The following is a 20020-nucleotide window of genomic DNA, read 5'->3' as shown; positions in this document are numbered from 1 at the left end:
CGTCAAGGAGCGGCGTCCGGTGCGTGCTCTGGGGGGTCCCCCTGGTCGAAGAGCTTGGGGGAGTGCCGGCCGGAAGTCCTCGTACTGGATGTACTCGGGCTTTCGGCCGGTGCGGCAAGTGGGGGTGCCCCCTGCTCGAAGAGCTTGGGGAAGCGTGCCGGGCGTCGCGACGGGGCGAACGTTGCCTGTCGCGGCACTAGCGCGTCGCGGCGGCCGCTCAGCCGAGGATGCCCCGGTCGTACGCGACCGCGACCGCCGCCGCGCGGTCCTTGACGCCGAGCTTGGCGTACAGGTGGGTGAGGTGGGTCTTCACGGTGGCCTCGCTGATGAACAGCTCGCGGGCGATCTCCCGGTTGGAGGTGCCCCTGGCGACCAGGGCCAGCACCTCGCGCTCGCGGGCCGAGAGCGGCTCCTTGCCCGGGGCGGGCGCGCGGACCGCCGAGACCAGCCGGGAGGCCACGGCCGGGGAGAGGACCGTACGGCCCTCGGCCGCGGCGCGGACGGCCGTGAACAGCTCGCCGCGCGGGGCGTCCTTGAGCAGATAGCCGGTCGCGCCCGCCTCGATCGCGGGCAGGGTGTCCGAGTCGGTGTCGTACGTGGTCAGGACCAGCACCTTGGAGCGGGCGCCGCGGCGGGTCAGCTCCCGGATGGCGTCCACGCCGGAGCCGCCCGGCATGCGCAGGTCCATCAGGATCACGTCCGGGTCGAGCGCGGCGGCCTTGCGGACCGCCTCGACGCCGTTCGGCGCCTCGCCGAGGACGGTGAATCCGGGCGCGGACTCGAACATGCCGCGCAGGCCGTCGAGCACGACGGGATGGTCGTCGACGATCAGCAGGGAGATCACGGCGTCATCGGTCATGGCGCACCAACGGTACGCGAGCCGAGACCGCCGTGCCGTGCCCCGGCTCCGACTCGACCGTGAGGGAGCCCGCGATGCGCTCGGCGCGGGCGCGCATGCCGTCGAGGCCGAAGCCGCCGGCGCGGGTGCGTTCGGGCACGGCGGCCGGTTCGAAGCCGGTGCCGTCGTCGCGGATGTCCAGCGTGACCTCGTCGCCCATGAAGGACAGGGTGACCCCGACCCGGGTCGGGCGGGCGTGCCGGGCCGCGTTGGACAGGGCCTCCTGGGCGATGCGCAGCAGGGTCGCCGAGACCTCGTCGTGCAACTGCTCGGCGGTACCGGTGACGGTGAAGCCGGCCCGTACGCCGGTGCGTTCGCCCCATTCGGCGACCGTCTTCTTCAGCGCCTGCGGCAGCCCGTCGTCGGCGAGGGCGACCGGGGCGAGGTTGTGCACCGAGCGGCGGGCCTCGCCGAGACTGTGCCGGGCCAGGCCGGAGGCACGCTCCAGGTGGATGCGGGCGGTGTCCAGGTCGGGGGCGTTCGCCACGACCTGGAGCTGGGCGATGATCCCGGTCAGGCCCTGGGCGAGAGTGTCGTGGATCTCGGCCGCGAGCCGGCGGCGCTCGTCGGCGACCCCCGCCTCCCGTGCCTGGACGAGGAGTTGGGCGTGCAGCGCCGCGTTCTCGTCGAGGGCCTGCTGCAACGCCGTGTTGGTGCGCTCCAGTTCGGCGATGGTGTCGTCCTGGACGACGGCGCGGGCCTGCTCCTGCTCGGCGTACCGGGTGAACACACTGACCAAGCACATGTTGATGGCCAGGACAAGGAAGAAGCCGAGCCACAGGATCGGCCCGTGCGGCGGCATGCCGCCGATCTCGCTGCCGGACATGGTGACGGCGGTCACGAAGAGACCGGGCATCACCAGGCGGCGGGGCAGCTCGCGGCCGGCAGTGTAGTAGCCGGTCACGGCGTAGAAGGCGAAGAACGGGTTGATCCAGGTCAGCACGAAGCCCATGGCCCAGCGCAGGAAGTAGAGGACGGCATCGGTACGGCTCGGACCCGGCCGCCTCCGTCTCGCCCTCGCCCAGCCCACCTGCAGCACGACGGCCGCGGCCACGAGCACACCGGAGACGGCCGTCTCGGAGCGGTCCATGCCGATCAGGCGGGCGGACAGGGCCGCCGCGACGGCTCCGGCGGCCAGCAGCCCCCAAGGCCCCCAGGTGTCGAAGGAGGCCCGGGGCTGCTGCTGCGCCGCGTCCGTCATCCCACCAGTGTCCGGCACGGCCGGCTCATTCCCAGCGGAACCAGCGCGCGGCCCCCGCGGTGAGCAGCACCGCCCACGCGGCCGTCACCCCCAGGTGGGACCAGCCCGGCCAGTGGCCCGCCGCGGCCTGGTCCAGGGCCTGGGCGGCGGCGCCGAACGGGGTGCAGCCGACGATCCGGGCGAGCACGTCCGGCATGGCCTGCACCGGCAGCCACACGCCCGCGCAGAACATCATCGGGAAGAGCGCCGCCGATCCGATCGCGCCCGCGATCCTCGTGGTGCGGGACAGCGCGGAGATCATCGCGCCCAGGGCGAGCGCGGCGGCCACGGCCAGCAGCAGGGCGACGACGTAGCCGAACGGCTGCCCCGGCAGGGTCACGCCGAAGGCGAGCCGGCCGACGGTGAGCGCGAGCAGCGCCGAGGCCAGGGCCGCGCCCCCGAACACCACCATGTGCGCGGACAGCAGGGCGGCGGGCCGGACCGGGGTGGTGGACATCCGGCGCAGGATGCCGCGTTCGCGGTAGCCGGTGAGGACCTGCGGCATGCCCTGGAGGCCGCCGAGGAGCAGCCCGAGCAGCACCGTGACCGGCACGTAGGCGTCGATGGGGCGCAGGCCCCCGAAGGACGGGTCGGCCTCCCGGAAGGACGGGATGGAGCCGAGGATCACCAGGAGCACGGTGGGGAACAGCAGGATCCAGAAGACCGCGCCGGGCTCACGGCCGAACAGGCGGATCTCGGTGCGCAGTACGGCCGGGTCGACCAGGGTGTTGCTCATGCCTCGACCTCCGTCAGGTCCAGGAAGGCGTCGTCGAGGGTGGCATCGGTGACGCGGAGTTGGTGGGCGGTGATGTGGTGGCGGGCGAGCAGCGTGATGACGGCGTTGACGGTCTCGTCGGATCCGGAGAGGGTGATCCGGCCGTCCTTGCGGGCGATGGAGGCGAGTTCGGGCAGCGCGTTCAGATCAACGTCCTCCAGCGGCGCGGACGGGGTGAAGCTGATGACGGTGGCGCCGGCCGAGCGCCGGATCAGGCCCTGCGGGGTGTCCAGGGCGGCGATCCGCCCCCGGTCGATCACGGCGATCCGGTCGCACAGCCGCTGCGCCTCCTCCATGAAGTGCGTGACCAGCAGCACCGTGACTCCGCCGGCGCGGATGTCCTCGATGAGCTGCCAGGTGTCGCGGCGGGCGCGCGGGTCCAGACCGGTGGTCAGCTCGTCGAGGACGACGATCCGCGGGTTGCCGACGAGGGCGAGCGCGATGACCAGCCGCTGCTTCTGGCCGCCGGAGAGCTTGGCGAAGCGGGTGGTGAGCTTCTCGGTCAGGCCGAGGCGTTCGGCCAGCGGCCGCCAGTCGGCCGGGTCAGGGTAGAAGGACGCGTAGAGCTGGAGCGCCTCGCGGACGGTGAGCTTGGCCTGCAACTCGCTCTGCTGGAGCTGGGCGCCGAGCACGCGGGCGACCCGTTCGTGGTCCGCGACGGGGTCGAGGCCGGTGACGCGGACGCGGCCCGCGTCGGGGACGCGCAGGCCCTCGACGCACTCGACGGTGGTGGTCTTGCCGGCGCCGTTCGGGCCGAGGATGCCGAAGATCTCGCCCTCCTCGACGGCGAAGGAGACGCCGTCGACGACGGTCCGGCCGCCGTAGGACTTGCGCAGTTCGCTGACTTCGATGACGGACATGGCATCAGAATCCCGGCGGACGCGGCCGGCGCACATCGCCCGGCGCGCTCGAAGCCGCATCAGCCGATCGGTTGATGCGGTCCTACGACCGGACCGGTCCCGGTGTGGTCCGCGCGGTGGAAAACGCAGGTCGTAGGACCAGCGGCGGAGTCCGGTCAAGCCAAAACTCGGTGGGCGATGTCGGTGCCGGTCCGTAGGCTCGCCCGTGATGCCCACGACACCTGACACCCCCGAGGACCGCACCGACCGTCCCGGTCCGGCCGGCCGTTCGGCCGTCCGCACCCTGCTGCGCCTGTGGCCCTATGTGCGGCCGGTCCGCATACGGCTGTTCACCGCCGCGTCCACCGCGATCGTCGCCTCCTGCGTGGGGCTGGTGATCCCGCTCGTCCTGAAGTGGATGGTGGACGGGCCGATCGCCGACCGGGATCCGCGCGGGGTGTGGCTCGGCGCGCTGTACCTGCTGCTGCTCGGGGTCGGGGAGGCGCTGCTGTTCGGGCTGCGGCGCTGGCTGGTGGCGCGGCCGCTGTCGCACGTCGAGGCGGAGATGCGGGCGGACCTGTACGGGCATCTGCAACGGCTGCCGGTCGCCTTCCACGACCGGTGGGCGTCGGGGCAGTTGCTGTCCCGGGGCACGACGGACCTGATGCTGGTGCGCATGTTCCTCGCCTTCCCGTTGACGTTCCTGCTGGTCAACGGGGTCACGATCCTCGTGGGCGTGGTCATCATGCTGATGCAGGACTGGACGCTCGGGCTGGTGATGCTGGCGCCCGCCGTGCCGCTGATCGCCTTCAGCTCGGTCTTCGAGAAGCGGTACGCGCACGTGGCGCGGCTGGCGCAGGACCAGGTCGGGGACCTGACGACGGTGGTCGAGGAGAGCGTGCTCGGCATCCGCGTCATCAAGGGGTTCGGCCGGCACCGCAGCCAGGCGCGCGCCTTCCGCGAGCTGTCGCAGACCCTGAGGGGCACGGAGCTGCGCAAGGCCCGTCTGCTCGCGGCCATCTGGGCGGTCATCATGACCCTGCCGGAGGTGGCCATCGGGGCCACGCTGGTCGTGGGCTCGGTCCAGGTCGCCTCCGGCGGTCTCTCGGCGGGCACCCTGGTCGCCTTCCTGTCCACGGCGCTGGCCCTGCGCTGGCCGGTGGAGTCGATCGGCTTCCTGCTGGCGATGAGCCAGGAGGCGGCGACGGCGACCGAGCGGTACTTCGAAGTGATGGACGCGGAAAGGGAGTCCGGGGAACCCGCGGTGCGCGGTGCGCGCACGCCCGTGCCGGCCGGCGGCTCGGACGGCCCGGCGCCCGAGGGGCTCCGCTTCGACAACGTCCGCTTCCGCTATCCCGACGCCCCGCCCGGCTCCCCGCCCCTCCTTGACCGCATCGACCTGCACGTCCGCTCCGGTGAGTCGATGGCCCTGGTCGGAGCGACCGGGAGCGGCAAGACGACCCTGACGGCGCTCGTCCCCCGCCTCCACGAGGCGACCTCCGGGCGGATCACGCTGGACGGCGAGGACATCACCGCGATGTCCCGCGAGGAACTGCGCGCGATGGTCGCGGTGGCCTTCGAGGAGCCGACCCTGTTCTCCGCGAGCGTCGGGGACAACGTCCTGATGGGCGCCGGCGGCAGCGCCGGGGACGCCGAGCTGGACCGCGCGCTGTCCGTCGCCCAGGCCGGCTTCGCGCACGCCCTCCCCCAGGGCACCGCGACCCAGGTGGGCGAGCAGGGCCTCAGCCTCTCCGGCGGCCAGCGGCAGCGCCTCGCGCTGGCCCGTGCCGTCGTCGGACGGCCACGGTTCCTGATCCTGGACGACCCGCTGTCCGCCCTGGACGTGCACACGGAGGCGGCCGTGGAGGCGGCCCTGCGCCAGGTGCTGGCCGACACCACCGCCCTGATCGTGGCGCACCGCCCCTCCACGGTCCTGCTCGCCGACCGGGTGGCCCTGCTCTCCGGCGGCCGGATCACCGCCGTCGGCACCCACCACGAACTGCTGCGCACCCACGCCGAGTACGCCCGTCTGATGTCGGGCAAAGGCTCGCCGGAAGAGGAGGACGACGAGCGATGACGGCCCCCACGAAGCCCGTCCCGGCCATCGGGGACGAGCAGGATCCGCCGCGCCGCGAGGACGCCGGCGACCCCTTCGACCGCGACGTCCTGCCCACCCCGCCCGGTGCCACGGCCGCCCTGCTGCGCTCCCTGCTGGCGCCCATGAAGGCCCGGGTCGCGGGCACCACGGCCCTGCTGCTGCTCCAGCAGCTGGCAGTCCAGGCCGGTCCGCTCCTCGTGGCGTACGCGATCGACACCGCCGTACCGGCGTTCCGCGACCACGACCGCGGCCCGCTCGTCGCGGTGGCGGTCGGCTATCTGCTGTGCGCGCTCGCCTCCGGCGCGCTCCAGTGGGCGTTCATCGTCGCCTCGGCCCGGGTCAACCAGGACGTGCTGCTGGATCTGCGCAGCCGGATCTTCCGCCAGGGGCAGGCCCTCAGCGTCGACTTCCACGACCGCTACACCTCGGGCCGGCTGATCTCCCGCTCCACCACGGACGTGGAGTCGCTGCGCGAACTGCTCAGCGAGGGGCTCCAGGAACTCGTCACGGTCGTGCTGTCCTTCGTCTGCATCTCGGCGATGCTGCTCTGGCTCGACCTGGGGCTCGGCGCGGTGGCGGTGGCGTCCTTCGTGCCGCTGCACCTGCTGGTCCGGGCGTACCGGCGCCGTGCGGGGCGGGTGTTCCAGGCGCGGTCGACCGCGATCGCCGCGGTGATCGTGAAGTTCGTGGAGACGATGAACGGCATCCGGCCGGTGCGCGCGTTCCGCCGTGAGGCCGCCAACGACGCCGGTTTCCGGGTCCTGAACCGGCGCCACGAGCGCACCAACGGCGACGCGCTGCTGGAGATGGCCCGCTATGTCGTCGGCTCCCGGCTGGTGGCCAACACGGCGGTCGCGGTGATCGTGCTGTGGGGCGCCTACCGGGTGGCGGACGGCTCGCTGGAGCTGGGGGTGCTGGCGGCGGCGGTGCTGTACCTGCGCCGGCTGTACGACCCGATCGACCGGCTCGGCATGTTCCTCAACTCCTACGAGTCGGCGGCCGCGTCGCTGGAGAAGATCGCTGGTTTGCTGGCGCAGACGCCGTCGGTGCCCGAGCCGGCGGTGCCCCGGCCGCTCCCGGCGCCGAGGCCGGACCTGCCCGGCCGCGAGGTGGTCTTCGACGAGGTCGGCTTCGGCTACCGCACCGGCGGCGAGGTGCTGCCCCGCTTCGATCTGGTCGTTCCGGCCGGGCAGACCGTCGCCGTGGTCGGCTCCACCGGCGCGGGCAAGTCCACGCTGGCCAAGCTGCTGGCCCGCTTCTACGACCCCTCCACCGGGCGTGTCCTGCTCGACGGGGTGGACCTGCGCGAACTCGCCGTGTCCGAACTGCGGCGCGGGGTGGTCATGGTGACGCAGGAGACCTTCCTGTTCTCCGGCACGGTCGCGGAGAACATCGCGATCGGCCGCCCGGACGCCACCCGCGAGGAGATCGAGCAGGCGGCGAAGGCGATCGGCGCGCACGACTTCATCAGCGCCCTGCCCGACGGCTACGACACGGACGTACGCAAGCGGGGCGGCCGCATCTCCGCCGGCCAGCGGCAACTGGTCTCCTTCGCGCGGGCCCTGCTCGCCGATCCGGCGGTGCTCATCCTCGACGAGGCGACCAGCTCGCTGGACGTACCGGGCGAGCGTGCGGTGCAGACCGCGATGGCCACGGTGCTGCGGGGGCGTACGGCGGTGGTGATCGCCCACCGGCTGTCCACCGTGGAGATCGCCGACCGGGTGCTGGTCATGGAGCACGGCCGGATCGTGGAGGACGGCAGCCCGGACCGGCTGATCGCGGGCACCGGGCGGTTCTCGGAGCTGCACCGGGCCTGGCGGGACAGCCTTGCATGAGCGAACGGGGGATCCGGCACGGATGATCGACGCCTACGAGGAACCCGGCGGCCCCGACCGCCGCAGCGGACCGCACTACCTGTGGTGGCTGGTGACCCGGCAGCCGGGGCGGTCCGTCGCCGGCGCGGTGTTCGGCAGCACCTGGATGGTGCTGCTGGCGGCGACGCCCTATCTGATGGCCAAGGCGATCGACGAGGGTCTGGAGCCCGGCGACATGGGCGCGCTGGCCGGGTGGACGGCGGTGCTGTTCCTGGTGGGCGCGTTCAACGCCTGGCTGAGCATCATGCGGCACCGCACGATGACCCGGGTGCGGATGGACGCCAACTTCCGCACGGTGAAGGTGGTCGTCCGGCAGACGGTGCGGCTGGGTGCCACGCTGCCCGCACAGGTCGGGGCCGGGGAGGTGGTCACGATCGGAGTGGGCGACGTGCAGACGATCAGCCAGTCCCTGACGGTCGTCGGGCCGGGCGTCGGCGCGATCGTCGCCTACCTCGTGGTCGCGGGGCTGCTGCTCACTCTCTCGGTGCCGCTGGCCGTGGTGGTGCTGGTCGGGGTGCCGCTGCTCGGCGTGATCGTCGGGCCGCTGCTCGGGCGGCTCCAGGGCACGGAGACGGAGTACCGCGAGCGGCAGGGCGTGCTGACCGCGCGGATCGGCGACCTGGCGGGCGGGCTGCGCGTCCTCAACGGCCTCGGCGGCAAGTCGCTGTTCGCCGACGCCTTCCGCCGGGACTCGCAGGGGCTGCGCGCCCAGGGGTATCGGGTCGGGGCGGTGACCAGCTGGATCCAGGCGCTCGGGGTGGGGCTGCCGACGCTGTTCCTCGCCGTGGTGACCTGGCTGGCGGCCCGGATGGCGGCCCAGGGCGCCATCAGCATCGGCGAGTTGGTGTCGGTGTACGGATATGTCGCCGTGCTGGCCGGGTGGCCGGTGGCCTTCCTGATCGAGGGCAGCTACCAGCTCAGCCGGGGCGTGGTCGCCGCCCGGCGCGTCGTACGGCTGCTGAGGCTGGAGCCGGCGCCGGACATCGGCACGGCGGACGCGCCCACCGAGCCGTCGCCGTTGCACGACCCGGAGTCGGGGGTGCGGGTGCTGCCCGGGCGGCTGACCGCGCTGGCCGCGGCGCGGCCCGCCGACGCCGCCGCCGTCGTCGACCGCCTGGGCCGGTACGCGCCCTCCGAGGCCACCTGGGGCGGTGTACGCCTGGACGGGATCCCCCTGTCGCAGGTCCGCGAGCGGATCCTGGTCGCCGACCACGAGGCAGACCTGTTCGCCGGGCCGCTGCGGCACCTGGTCGCCGGATGCCGGGAGCCGGGCGACGTCGACGAGGCGGCGATCGCGCGGGCGGTGCGCACGGCGGCGGCCGACGACATCGTGCAGGGCCTGCCGAAAGGGCTCGACTCGGCGATCGACGCGCAGGGACGCAACCTCTCCGGCGGCCAGCGCCAACGCGTACGGCTGGTGCGGGCGCTGCTGGCAGACGCGGAGGTGCTGCTCGCCGTGGAGCCCACCTCCGCGCTGGACGCGCACACCGAGGCGACGGTGGCGGACCGGCTGCGGACCCACCGCGAGGGCCGTACGACCGTGGTGACGACCACCTCCCCGCTCGTCCTGGACCGCGCGGACGTGGTGCACTTCCTGGTCGACGGCAAGGTCATGGCCACCGGAAGCCACCGGCGGCTGCTGGCGGAGGAGGCCGGCTACCGGGCGCTGGTGGCACGGGACGCGGCCTCGGACGCGGCCGAGGAGGTCGTGCGATGACGGGCCGCCACCTTCCGGTCGCCGAGCCCGCCGATGTGCGTCGCGCCGCCGTGCGGCTGGTGCGGGCCGACGCGCGGGCCTTCGCCGGTGTCCTGGCGCTGAACGCGGCGGCGGCCGCGGCGGGGCTGGCCGGGCCGTGGCTGCTCGGGCGCATCGTGGACGCGGTGCGGGCCGGGGGCGGGGTCGGTGCCGTGGACCGGATGGCCCTGGTCATCCTGCTGTGCTCGCTGGCGCAGCTTCTGCTGGTGCGCTGGGCGCGGTACGTGGGGCACCGGTTCGGCGAGCGGACGCTGGCCCGGGTGCGCGAGGAGTTCGTGGACCGGGCGCTGGCGCTGCCCGCGTCCGTGGTGGAGCGGGCCGGCACCGGCGACCTGACGGCGCGCGGCACGGCCGACGTGGCCACCGCCGGCACCACCCTGCGCGATGCCGGGCCCGAGCTGCTCATCAGCACCGTGCAGGCGCTGTTCGTGCTCGGCGCGGTCTTCGTGCTCGACCCGTTGCTCGGCGCGGTGGGCATCGTGGGCCTGGTGCCCGTCTGGTTCGCCCTGCGCTGGTACCTGCGCCGGGCGCGGGCCGGTTACCTCGCCGAGGGAGGGGCAACCTCCGAGGTCGCCGAGATCATCGCGGCGACGGCGGCGGGCTCGCGCACGGTCGAGGCGTTCCGGCTGGCGAAGGCGCGGACCGCCGCGAGCCGCGAGGCGCTGGAGACGTCCCGGCGCACCCGCTTCCACACGCTGTACCTGCGCACGGTGTTCTTCCCCGTGGTGGAGGTGTCCTACGTGCTGCCCGTCGCGGGAGTGCTGCTGGTCGGCGGGGTGCTGCACGCGCACGGGACGGTGAGCCTGGGCGCGGTGGTGGCGGCCGCGCTGTATCTGCGCCAGTTCAGCCAGCCGCTCGACGAGATCCTGATGCGGGTCGAGCAACTGCAGAACAGCGGTGCCTCCTTCGCCCGGGTGGAGGGACTCGCCCGGGCCCTGGGTCCCGTGCCGAAGGGCGACGGTCCGGCGCCGACGGACGACCGCATCGACGTGACCGGGGCGCGTTACGCCTACGAGCGCGGCGGCGAGGTGCTGCGCGGGGTCGACCTGACGGTGCGTCCCGGGGAGCGGCTGGCGGTGGTCGGCCCGTCCGGCGCGGGCAAGACCACGCTGAGCAGGCTGCTGGCCGGCGTCGACGCGCCGACCGCGGGCTCGGTCACGGTGGGCGGGGTGCACGTGGCCGGTCTGGAGCCGGAGCGGCTGCGCCGGCAGGTCGTCCTGGTCACCCAGGAGCACCACGTGTTCCTGGGCACGCTCCGGGACAACCTGCGCATCGCCGAACCCGCCGCCGGTGACGAGCAGTTGTGGTCGGCGCTGGCCGCCGTGGGGGCCGACGGCTGGGTGCGGGAACTGCCCGAGGGCCTGGACACCGTGCTGGGTGCGGGCGGTCACCGCACCGACGGTTCGCAGGCCCAGCAGCTCGCCCTGGCCCGTGTGGTGCTGGCCGACCCGCACACCCTGATCCTGGACGAGGCCACGGCGCTGCTCGACCCGGCCACGGCCCGCCACACCGAGCGGGCCCTCGCCGCCGTGCTCCGGGGCCGCACGGTCATCGCCATCGCCCACCGCCTGCACACCGCCCATGACGCCGACCGGGTCGCCGTGATGGAGGACGGCCGCCTGACCGAACTGGGCACCCACGACGACCTGGTCGCCTCCGGCGGGGCGTACGCGGCCCTGTGGCACACCTGGCACGGAAACGGAGCGACGCCGTCGGGCGAGGGCGGCGGCGCGCTCCCGTAGGGGCCGCCGCGGATCGCCCGCGGCCGGGGCCGGCCGCACGCCGAACCTTCGGATTTCGGTCGACATCGTGCCGTCCCGCCACGGGGACCATCGCGCCGATCCAGCCGCCCGGATGGCTGAAAATCGCTCCCCCCGCAACAGGTCCATGACCTTGGACCTCGGGTGCCGGATCCGAGGTACAACACGCCCTCCGGGGCCAGTTCATGACGCCGCAACATTCACCGGACAGTCATTTTTCGGCCAACATCACTTCCGGGCACTGACATGTACGCGTCCTTGGTGCCACTCTTCCTCCACCCGCCGCACGAGCACAGCACCCTCACCCCCGATCCGGGCCGGCAGCCCCACGCCGAACCGGGCACCCCCACATAAGGAGCTTGTGTGACTCCCCGCTACGCGCGTCACAAGCGCATCACTCTGGCCGTCGCCACCGCAGTCGCCGCCGGAGCCCTCCTCAGCACCGGTCTGACCACCAGTGCCTCGGCCCAGACCACGGCCGAAACCACGAGCGCGGCCCACCTCGCCGCCGCCCCGACCTTCCTGACCAACGCGGCCCGCACCTCGCTGATCCAGCAGGCGCAGGCCGACGCCTCCGAGACCGCCCAGGAGATAGGCCTCGGCGTCAAGGAGGAGCTGGTCGCCAGGGACGTCATCCAGGACGCCGACGGCACGGTGCACACCCGCTACGAGCGCACCTACGCCGGTCTGCCCGTCCTCGGCGGCGACCTGATCGTCCACAGCTCCAAGGCCGGCAAGACCCAGGGCGTGACCAGAGCGAACAAGTCGGCCATCAAGGTCGCCACGCTCACCCCGAAGGTCACCACCGCCAAGGTCGAGAAGCAGGCCGTGACGCTGGCCCAGGCCGCCGGCTCGGAGAAGGTCACCGCCGACCAGGCCCCGCGCAAGGTCATCTGGGCGGGCGAGGGCACTCCGGTCCTCGCCTACGAGACGGTCGTCGGCGGTCTCCAGGACGACGGCACCCCGAACCAGCTGCACGTCATCACCGACGCGGCCACCGGCAAGAAGCTCTTCGAGTACCAGGGCATCGAGACCGGCACGGGCAAGACCCTGTACTCGGGCACCGTCACCCTGAGCACCACCCTGTCGGGGTCGACGTACCAGCTGTACGACACGACCCGCGGCGGTCACAAGACCAACAACCTGGCCGGCGGCACCTCCGGCACCGGCACCCTGTTCACCAACACCACCGACGTGTGGGGCACCGGCACCGCGTCCAGCTCCACCACCGACCAGACGGCGGCCGCGGACGCCGCCTACGGCGCCCAGATGACCTGGGACTTCTACAAGAGCACCTTCGGCCGCAACGGCATCAAGAACAACGGCGTGGCCGCCTACTCCCGGGTCCACTACGGCAACAACTACGTCAACGCCTTCTGGGACGACAGCTGCTTCTGCATGACCTACGGCGACGGCTCGGGCAACACGCACCCGCTGACCTCGCTGGACGTCGCCGGCCACGAGATGAGCCACGGCGTCACCGCCAACACCGCCAGGCTGAACTACTCGGGTGAGTCCGGCGGCCTGAACGAGGCCACCTCCGACATCTTCGGCACCGGCGTGGAGTTCTACGCCAACAACTCGAAGAACCCGGGCAACTACCTCATCGGCGAGCAGCTCAACCTCAACGGCAACGGCACCCCGCTGCGCTACATGGACAAGCCCAGCAAGGACGGCGGCTCCGCCGACTACTGGTCCTCCACCGTGGGCAGCAAGGACGTGCACTACTCGTCCGGCGTCGCGAACCACTTCTTCTACCTCCTCGCGGAGGGCAGCGGCGCGAAGACGATCAACGGCGTCAGCTACAACTCGCCGACGTACAACGGCGCCACGGTCACCGGCATCGGCCGCGCCAAGGCGCTCCAGATCTGGTACAAGGCGCTGACCACGTACATGACGTCGACCACCAACTACAAGGCCGCCCGCACGGCGACCCTGAACGCGGCGTCGGCGCTGTACGGCTCCGGCAGCACCGAGTACAACACGGTCGCCGCGGCCTGGACCGCGGTCAACGTGACCTGATCCCTGCCTGGTTGAACGGGGCGGCCCCCGGGAGGACTCTCCTCCCGGGGGCCGCTTTACGCTTGGGTCGCATGTCGACGGCACACTTCACCTACGAGGAGGTCGGCGCGACCCGCGAACAGGGTCACTGCCCGCCCGGCTTCCATCCTCTGCGCGTGCGCACCCGCATAGGCGAGGGCAGGGAGGTGTTCCGCCGGGCCTCCGAGGCCGTGATGACATGGGAACTGCACCGAGCCCTCGGCGTCGGCATCGAGTCGGGCGCCGACCGGGCCGCGCCCGGCGTCGACGTCACCATCACCCTCGCCGGCCTGGTGCGCGCCCCTTGCCGAGTGGTCTGGACGGCGGAGGAACCCCGCCTCGCCGGCTGGGCCTACGGCACCCTGCCCGGCCATCCCGAGTGCGGCGAGGAGGCCTTCCTGGTGGACCGCACGGGCGACGGCACCGTCTGGCTCACGATCACCGCCTTCAGCCGCCCCGCCAAGTGGTACACCCGGGCAGCCGGCCCGTTCACCCGCGCCTTCCAGCACACCTACGCCCACCGCTGCGGAACGACCCTGCGCAAACTGTGCGCGGACATCCCGGAGCCGTGACCGGCACGGTCAGCGCAGGAGGACCCCCGCCTTCTCGCCGGCCTCCTCCGGTGGGACCGTCACCAGGCCCAGTTCCGCGGGGGAGGACAGGAAGCGGTGGGTGGGGAGGATGCGGATCGTGTAGCCGTAGGGGCCGGTGCGGTCGAGGGACAGGGGACCCTCGTAGACCCAGTGGCCGTCGGGGTCGGGGGCGCCCGCCGGTTTCAGGGGGACGGCGGTGGCGTCGGCGATGCGGTCCTCCTCGTCCACCCGGCCCGAGACGGCCTGCACCTCCACGTCGTCCGGGCCGAGGCTGCCCAGACCCACCCGCACCCGCAGGCCGAAGGTGGCGCCGAGCTCGGCGGTGGCCGTACTGGCCGAGGTCTCCACGTGGTCGACGGTCACCTCGTGCCACGCCCCGCGCACCCGCGCCTTCCACGCGGCGAGCTCACGCGCCGTGTCCGGGCCGAGGGCCCGGTGGGCCTGCGCGGCGGGAGCGTACAGCCGCTCCACGTACTCGCGGACCATGCGGCCCGCCAGCACCTTCGGGCCCAGCAGGGACAGCGTCCGGCGGACCATCTCGATCCACCGCTCCGGCAGCCCGTCCCGGCCGCGCTCGTAGAAGCGCGGCGCGACCCGCTGCTCCAGCAGGTCGTACAGCGCGGCGGCCTCGACGTCGTCGCGGTGGTCCGGGTCGTCCCCCATTGCTGAACGCATGGGGGCACCCCCATCCGCCCCGTCCGCCGTCGGGACGGCCCAGCCGAAGTCCGGCTGGTACCACTCGTCCCACCAGCCGTCCAGCACGGACAGGTTCAGACAGCCGTTGAGCGCGGCCTTCATCCCGGAGGTCCCGCACGCCTCCAGCGGCCGCAGCGGGTTGTTCAGCCACACGTCGCAGCCGTGGTACAGCTTCTGCGCCATCGCCATGCCGTAGTCCGGCAGGAAGACGATCCGGTGGCGCACCCGCGGGTCGTCGGCGAACCTGACCAGCTCCTGGATGAGCCGTTTCCCGCCGTCGTCCGCCGGATGCGCCTTGCCCGCGACCACGATCTGCACCGGCCGCTCCGGGTGCAGCAGCAGGCCCATCAGCCGGTCCCGGTCACGCAGCATCAGCGTCAGCCGCTTGTACGACGGGACCCGGCGCGCGAAGCCGATCGTCAGCACCTCCGGGTCGAGGACGCCGTCGATCCAGCCCAGCTCGGCGGTCCCGGCGCCGCGCTGCCGCCAGGAGGCCCGCAGCCGGCTCCGCACCTCCGCCACCAACTGCTCGCGCAGTTCGCGGCGCAGCTCCCAGACGTCCGGGTCGGGGATGCCGGCGACGGCGTCCCAGCGGTCGGAGCCGCCCACGGTCAGCGCGTCCTCGGTGCGCTGGGCACCGACCTGCCGGGCACCGAGCCGGAACACCTCCGGGGCCACCCACGTCGGGGCGTGCACCCCGTTGGTCACGGAGGTGATCGGCACCTCCTCGGGGTCGAATCCCGGCCACAGTCCGGCGAACATCTCCCGGCTGACCCTCCCGTGCAGCAGCGAGACGCCGTTGGCCCGCTGGGCCAGCCTCAGGCCCATCACCGCCATGTTGAACAGGTTCGGCTCACCGCCGGGGTACGTCTCCATGCCCAGCCGCAGGATCCGCTCCACGTCGATGCCGGGCAGTTCCGCGTCCGGCCCGAAGTGGCGGGCGACCAGCTCCCGGTCGAAGCGGTCGATCCCGGCCGGTACGGGCGTGTGGGTGGTGAACACGGTCCCCGCCCGCACCGCCTCGAGACCCGAGTCGAAGTCCAGCCCCCGGTCGCACAGCTCGGCGATGCGCTCGAGACCGAGGAAGCCCGCGTGGCCCTCGTTGGTGTGGAACACCTCCGGGTCGGCGTGGCCGGTGAGCCGGCAGTACGTCCGCACCGCCCGCACCCCTCCTATGCCCAGCAGCATCTCCTGGAGGAGCCGGTGCTCGCTGCCCCCGCCGTAGAGCCGGTCGGTCACCCCGCGCTCGCCGAGGTCGTTCTCCTCCACGTCGGAGTCCAGCATCAGCAGCGGAATCCGGCCGACCTGGGCGACCCAGATCCGGGCGTGCAGGGCCTTGCCGCCGGGCAGCGCCAGCGACACCCGCGCCGGGGCCCCGTCGGAGTCCTTCAGCAGGGTGACGGGCAGCTCGTGGGGGTCGAGGACCGGGTAGTGCTCCTGCTGCCAGCCGTCCCGGGACAGGGTCTGCCGGAAGTAGCCGTGCCGGTAGAGCAGCCCCACCCCGATCAGCGGTACGCCGAGGTCGCTGGCCGCCTTCAGATGGTCGCCGGCGAGGATGCCGAGGCCGCCGGAGTACTGCGGCAGCGCGGCCGTGATCCCGAACTCGGGCGAGAAGTAGGCGATCGCGGCGGGCAGGCCCTCGGACCTGGCCTGGTACCAGCGGTCGCCGGTCATGTAGTCGTGCAGGTCGTCGGCGGCGGCGGTCAGCCGGCGCAGGAAGCGGCGGTCACCGGCCAGCTCGGCCAGCCGCGCGGGAGGCACACTGCCGAGCAGGCGCACCGGGTCGCCGCCCGAGGAGGCCCAGCGCTCGGGGTCGACGGACTGGAAGAGGTCACGGGTCTCGGCGTGCCAGGACCAGCGCAGGTTGCGGGCCAGCTCGCTGAGCGGGCGCAGGGGCTCGGGGAGAACGGGACGGACGGTGAACCGACGGATCGCCTTCACATGCCACCTCGGCGCGTTCGCTGGATGGACGCACTGCGCTGTGCGCCCCGTCACACAAAACCGTACCGGTCCGAGGGCGGGCACCGCTGGGTTCGGACACTGTCCGACATCGACCTGAACGGACCGGTTCACTCCCCGTTGCGTCCATGTCCGGACTGGACCGGTCTTGTGTCTGGACCTACGCGCGAGTAGTTAACAAAGTGCCGGATTGCTCACCCGAATAGGGTGGGAAGGCTCCTCCGGTACACCGACAGCAGGACCACGCACGACCCAGCAGTACCCCGCAGGACCCACCTCCCCACAGACATCCGCCCACACCCCTCGTTGACGCGGACAGGAGCGGTCATGCCCGCCACGCACCACTCGGCAGCAGCACGGACAACCAGCAAGAGCAACCGCGGCGCCGACACGCCGCAGGCCCGGCCACGGGCAGCCGCCCACGAGACCCCGCCGGCCCCCGGCCGGCCCCCAGGGGGTGTCACGGCCGTCGGCCGGATACCCGTCCTCGACGTCCGCCCGGTCGTCCAGCACGGCCGCAGGCCCGCCAAGGCGGTGACCGGAGAATCGTTCGAGATCTCGGCCACCGTCTTCCGTGAGGGCCATGACGCGGTGGCCGCGAACGTCGTCCTGCGCGATCCGGAGGGCCGGGCCGGCCCGTGGACCCCGATGCGCGAACTGGCCCCCGGCACCGACCGCTGGGGCGCCACCGTGACCGCCGGAGCCCCCGGCCGCTGGACGTACCAGGTGGAGGCCTGGGCGGACCCGGTCACCACTTGGCGGCACCACGCGCAGATCAAGATCCCGGCCGGTCTGGACACCGACCTGGTCCTGGAGGAGGGCGCGCGTCTGTACGAGCGCGCCGCCGCCGGAGTGCCCGAGGGGCCCGAGCGGGACGTCCTGCTCGCCGCCGTGGCGGCGCTGCGGGACGAGAACCGGCCGGCCGCGGCCCGGCTGGCGGCGGCGTTGACGCCGGAGGTGGACGAGGTCCTGGCCCGGCATCCGCTGCGGGACCTGGTCACCGCCTCCGAGCCGCTCGGCCTGCTGGTGGAGCGGGAGCGGGCGCTGTACGGGTCCTGGTACGAGTTCTTCCCCCGTTCCGAGGGCACGCCCGAGCGGCCGCACGGCACCTTCCGCACCGCCGCCCGCCGCCTGCCCGCGATCGCCGCGATGGGCTTCGACGTGGTCTACCTCCCGCCGATCCACCCCATCGGCACCACCTTCCGCAAGGGCCGCAACAACTCCCTGGACGCCCGCCCCGACGACGTCGGCGTGCCCTGGGCCATCGGCTCGCCCGAGGGCGGCCACGACACCGTCCACCCCGCCCTGGGCACCCTGGAGGACTTCGACCACTTCACGGCCCGCGCCCGGGAGCTGGGCCTGGAGGTGGCGCTGGACTTCGCCCTGCAGTGCTCCCCGGACCACCCCTGGGTGCACAAGCACCCCGAGTGGTTCCACCACCGGTCCGACGGCACCATCGCCTACGCCGAGAACCCGCCGAAGAAGTACCAGGACATCTACCCCGTCGCCTTCGACGCCGACATGGACGGCCTGATCGCCGAGACCCTGCGGGTGCTGCGGCACTGGATGGACCACGGGGTGCGGATCTTCCGCGTCGACAACCCGCACACCAAGCCGGTGGTGTTCTGGGAACGCGTGATCGCCGACGTCAACGCCACCGACCCCGACGTGATCTTCCTGGCGGAGGCGTTCACCCGGCCCGCGATGATGCACACCCTGGCCCAGATCGGCTTCCAGCAGTCCTACACCTACTTCACCTGGCGCAACTCCAAGCAGGAGCTCACCGAGTACCTGACCGAACTGTCGGGCGAGGCGGCGGCCTGGATGCGGCCGAACCTCTTCGCCAACACCCCCGACATCCTGCACGCCTATCTTCAGCAGGGCGGCCGTCCGGCCTTCGAGGTCCGTGCCGTCCTGGCCGCCACCCTCGCCCCCTCCTGGGGCATCTACAGCGGCTACGAACTGTGCGAGAACACCCCCCTCAAACCCGGCAGCGAGGAGTACCTCGACTCGGAGAAGTACCAGCTCAAACCCCGCGACTGGGCGGCCGCCGCACGCGAGGGCCGCACCATCGCCCCCCTCATCGCCAAGCTCAACGACATCCGCCGACGGAGTCCGGCCCTGCGGCAGCTCAGGAACCTGCACTTCCACCACGCCGACAAGGACGCGGTGATCGCCTACTCGAAGCGGAGCGGTTCGAACACGGTTCTGGTGGTCGCCAACCTCGACCCCCACCACACCCAGGAGGCCACGGTCTCGTTGGACATGCCGCAACTCGGCCTGGACTGGCACGAGTCGGTGCCGGTGCGCGACGAGCTCACCGGCGAGACCTACCACTGGGGCAGGGCCAACTATGTGCGTCTCGAGCCGGGCCGCCGGCCCGCGCACGTCCTCACCGTCCTGCGACCGTCCACCCCGCAGATCGGAGGGTCACCCACAACATGATCGTCAATGAGCCCGTTCCTGACACCTTCGAAGACACTCCGGCCCAGGACCGGGACCCGGAGTGGTTCAAGCGTGCCGTGTTCTACGAGGTCCTCGTCCGCTCCTTCCAGGACAGCAACGGCGACGGCGTCGGTGACCTGAAGGGCCTGACCGCCAGGCTCGACTACCTCCAGTGGCTCGGCGTCGACTGCCTGTGGCTGCCGCCGTTCTTCAAGTCCCCGCTCAAGGACGGCGGCTACGACGTCTCCGACTACGCCGCCGTGCTCCCGGAGTTCGGCGACCTCGCCGACTTCGTGGAGTTCGTCGACGCCGCCCACCAGCGCGGCATGCGCGTGATCATCGACTTCGTGATGAACCACACCAGCGACCAGCACCCGTGGTTCCAGGAGTCCCGCAAGGACCCGGACGGCCCCTACGGCGACTACTACGTGTGGGCCGACGACGACAAGCAGTACCAGGACGCGCGGATCATCTTCGTCGACACGGAGGCGTCCAACTGGACCTACGACCCGGTCCGCAAGCAGTACTACTGGCACCGGTTCTTCTCCCACCAGCCGGACCTCAACTACGAGAACCCGGCCGTCCAGGAGGAGATGATCTCCGCGCTGAAGTTCTGGCTGGACCTGGGCATCGACGGGTTCCGGCTGGACGCGGTGCCGTACCTGTACCAGCAGGAGGGCACCAACTGCGAGAACCTCCCGGCCACGCACGAGTTCCTGAAGCGGGTGCGCAAGGAGATCGACACGCAGTACCCCGACAAGGTGCTGCTGGCGGAGGCGAACCAGTGGCCGGAGGACGTCGTCGACTACTTCGGCGACTACGCGGCGGGCGGCGACGAGTGCCACATGGCCTTCCACTTCCCGGTCATGCCCCGCATCTTCATGGCCGTACGGAGGGAAAGCCGCTACCCCGTCTCCGAGATCCTCGCCAAGACCCCCGCGATCCCCGCCACCTGCCAGTGGGGCATCTTCCTGCGCAACCACGACGAGCTCACCCTCGAAATGGTCACCGACGAAGAACGCGACTACATGTGGGCCGAATACGCCA

At 72.4% G+C, this 20020-nt stretch carries 13 protein-coding genes; 8 read left to right on the top strand and 5 right to left on the bottom strand.

The genetic code is table 11. From position 1 onward, the window contains the following. Positions 1-217: 217 nt before the first annotated feature. Genes ACF09J_RS22395 through ACF09J_RS22380 form a run of 4 tightly spaced genes read right to left on the bottom strand, consistent with a single transcriptional unit; the run spans position 218 to position 3773 of the window. Positions 218-859 (bottom strand): response regulator, encoded by a 642-nt coding sequence (locus ACF09J_RS22395; protein ID WP_392307203.1) that lies wholly within the window; start codon positions 857-859, stop codon positions 218-220. Then, positions 849-2099 carry a sensor histidine kinase gene (locus ACF09J_RS22390; protein ID WP_392307202.1) on the bottom strand — a complete coding sequence of 417 codons (1251 nt, stop codon included), beginning with the start codon at positions 2097-2099 and terminating at the stop codon, positions 849-851. The genes ACF09J_RS22395 and ACF09J_RS22390 overlap by 11 nt, the downstream gene beginning before the upstream one ends. A 25-nt stretch (positions 2100-2124) precedes the next feature. Next, positions 2125-2874: an ABC transporter permease gene (locus tag ACF09J_RS22385; RefSeq protein WP_392307201.1), complete on the bottom strand. Its 750-nt coding sequence runs from the start codon at positions 2872-2874 to the stop codon at positions 2125-2127. Beyond that, positions 2871-3773, bottom strand: a complete 903-nt coding sequence (locus ACF09J_RS22380; RefSeq protein WP_392307200.1) for an ABC transporter ATP-binding protein — start codon at positions 3771-3773, stop codon at positions 2871-2873. Before ACF09J_RS22380 ends, ACF09J_RS22385 begins: the two co-directional genes overlap by 4 nt. A 208-nt stretch (positions 3774-3981) precedes the next feature. Between ACF09J_RS22380 and ACF09J_RS22375 the strand changes: the two genes are divergently transcribed. From ACF09J_RS22375 to ACF09J_RS22350, 6 genes are all read left to right on the top strand, one after another. Next, positions 3982-5829 (top strand): ABC transporter ATP-binding protein, encoded by a 1848-nt coding sequence (locus ACF09J_RS22375; RefSeq protein ID WP_392307199.1) that lies wholly within the window; start codon positions 3982-3984, stop codon positions 5827-5829. Next, on the top strand, positions 5826-7685 hold the full coding sequence (locus tag ACF09J_RS22370; RefSeq protein ID WP_392307198.1) for an ABC transporter ATP-binding protein: 1860 nt from the start codon (positions 5826-5828) through the stop codon (positions 7683-7685). The genes ACF09J_RS22375 and ACF09J_RS22370 overlap by 4 nt, the downstream gene beginning before the upstream one ends. A 22-nt stretch (positions 7686-7707) precedes the next feature. Continuing rightward, positions 7708-9441: an ABC transporter transmembrane domain-containing protein gene (locus ACF09J_RS22365; protein ID WP_392307197.1), complete on the top strand. Its 1734-nt coding sequence runs from the start codon at positions 7708-7710 to the stop codon at positions 9439-9441. Next, the gene (locus ACF09J_RS22360; protein WP_392307196.1) at positions 9438-11222 is read left to right on the top strand and encodes an ABC transporter ATP-binding protein; all 1785 of its coding nucleotides are present in this window, start codon (positions 9438-9440) and stop codon (positions 11220-11222) included. The genes ACF09J_RS22365 and ACF09J_RS22360 overlap by 4 nt, the downstream gene beginning before the upstream one ends. A 381-nt stretch (positions 11223-11603) precedes the next feature. Beyond that, a complete protein-coding gene (locus tag ACF09J_RS22355) occupies positions 11604-13262 on the top strand; it encodes a M4 family metallopeptidase (protein WP_392307195.1) in 1659 nt (552 codons plus the stop codon). A gap of 71 nt (positions 13263-13333) precedes the next feature. Beyond that, the gene (locus ACF09J_RS22350; RefSeq protein WP_392307194.1) at positions 13334-13852 is read left to right on the top strand and encodes a DUF1990 domain-containing protein; all 519 of its coding nucleotides are present in this window, start codon (positions 13334-13336) and stop codon (positions 13850-13852) included. Between the two features lie 9 nt (positions 13853-13861). On the opposite strand, the gene ACF09J_RS22345 is transcribed toward ACF09J_RS22350, so the two are convergent. Beyond that, positions 13862-16510, bottom strand: a complete 2649-nt coding sequence (locus ACF09J_RS22345; RefSeq protein WP_392307193.1) for a glycosyltransferase family 1 protein — start codon at positions 16508-16510, stop codon at positions 13862-13864. Positions 16511-16855: 345 nt separating this feature from the next. Here ACF09J_RS22345 and ACF09J_RS22340 point away from each other — a divergent pair, with 345 nt between their 5' ends. Both ACF09J_RS22340 and ACF09J_RS22335 read left to right on the top strand, forming a co-directional pair. Then, positions 16856-18973: an alpha-1,4-glucan--maltose-1-phosphate maltosyltransferase gene (locus ACF09J_RS22340; protein ID WP_392307192.1), complete on the top strand. Its 2118-nt coding sequence runs from the start codon at positions 16856-16858 to the stop codon at positions 18971-18973. Then, a partial coding sequence (locus ACF09J_RS22335) for an alpha-amylase family glycosyl hydrolase (RefSeq protein ID WP_392307191.1) occupies positions 18970-20020 on the top strand: 1051 nt, incomplete at its 3' end. The genes ACF09J_RS22340 and ACF09J_RS22335, both read left to right, overlap by 4 nt.

This window comes from Streptomyces sp. NPDC014889 (genome assembly GCF_043081205.1).
Taxonomy (GTDB): domain Bacteria; phylum Actinomycetota; class Actinomycetes; order Streptomycetales; family Streptomycetaceae; genus Streptomyces.
The sequence above is the reverse complement of the archived record's forward strand: the minus strand, read 5'-3'. Positions and strand labels throughout refer to the sequence as shown.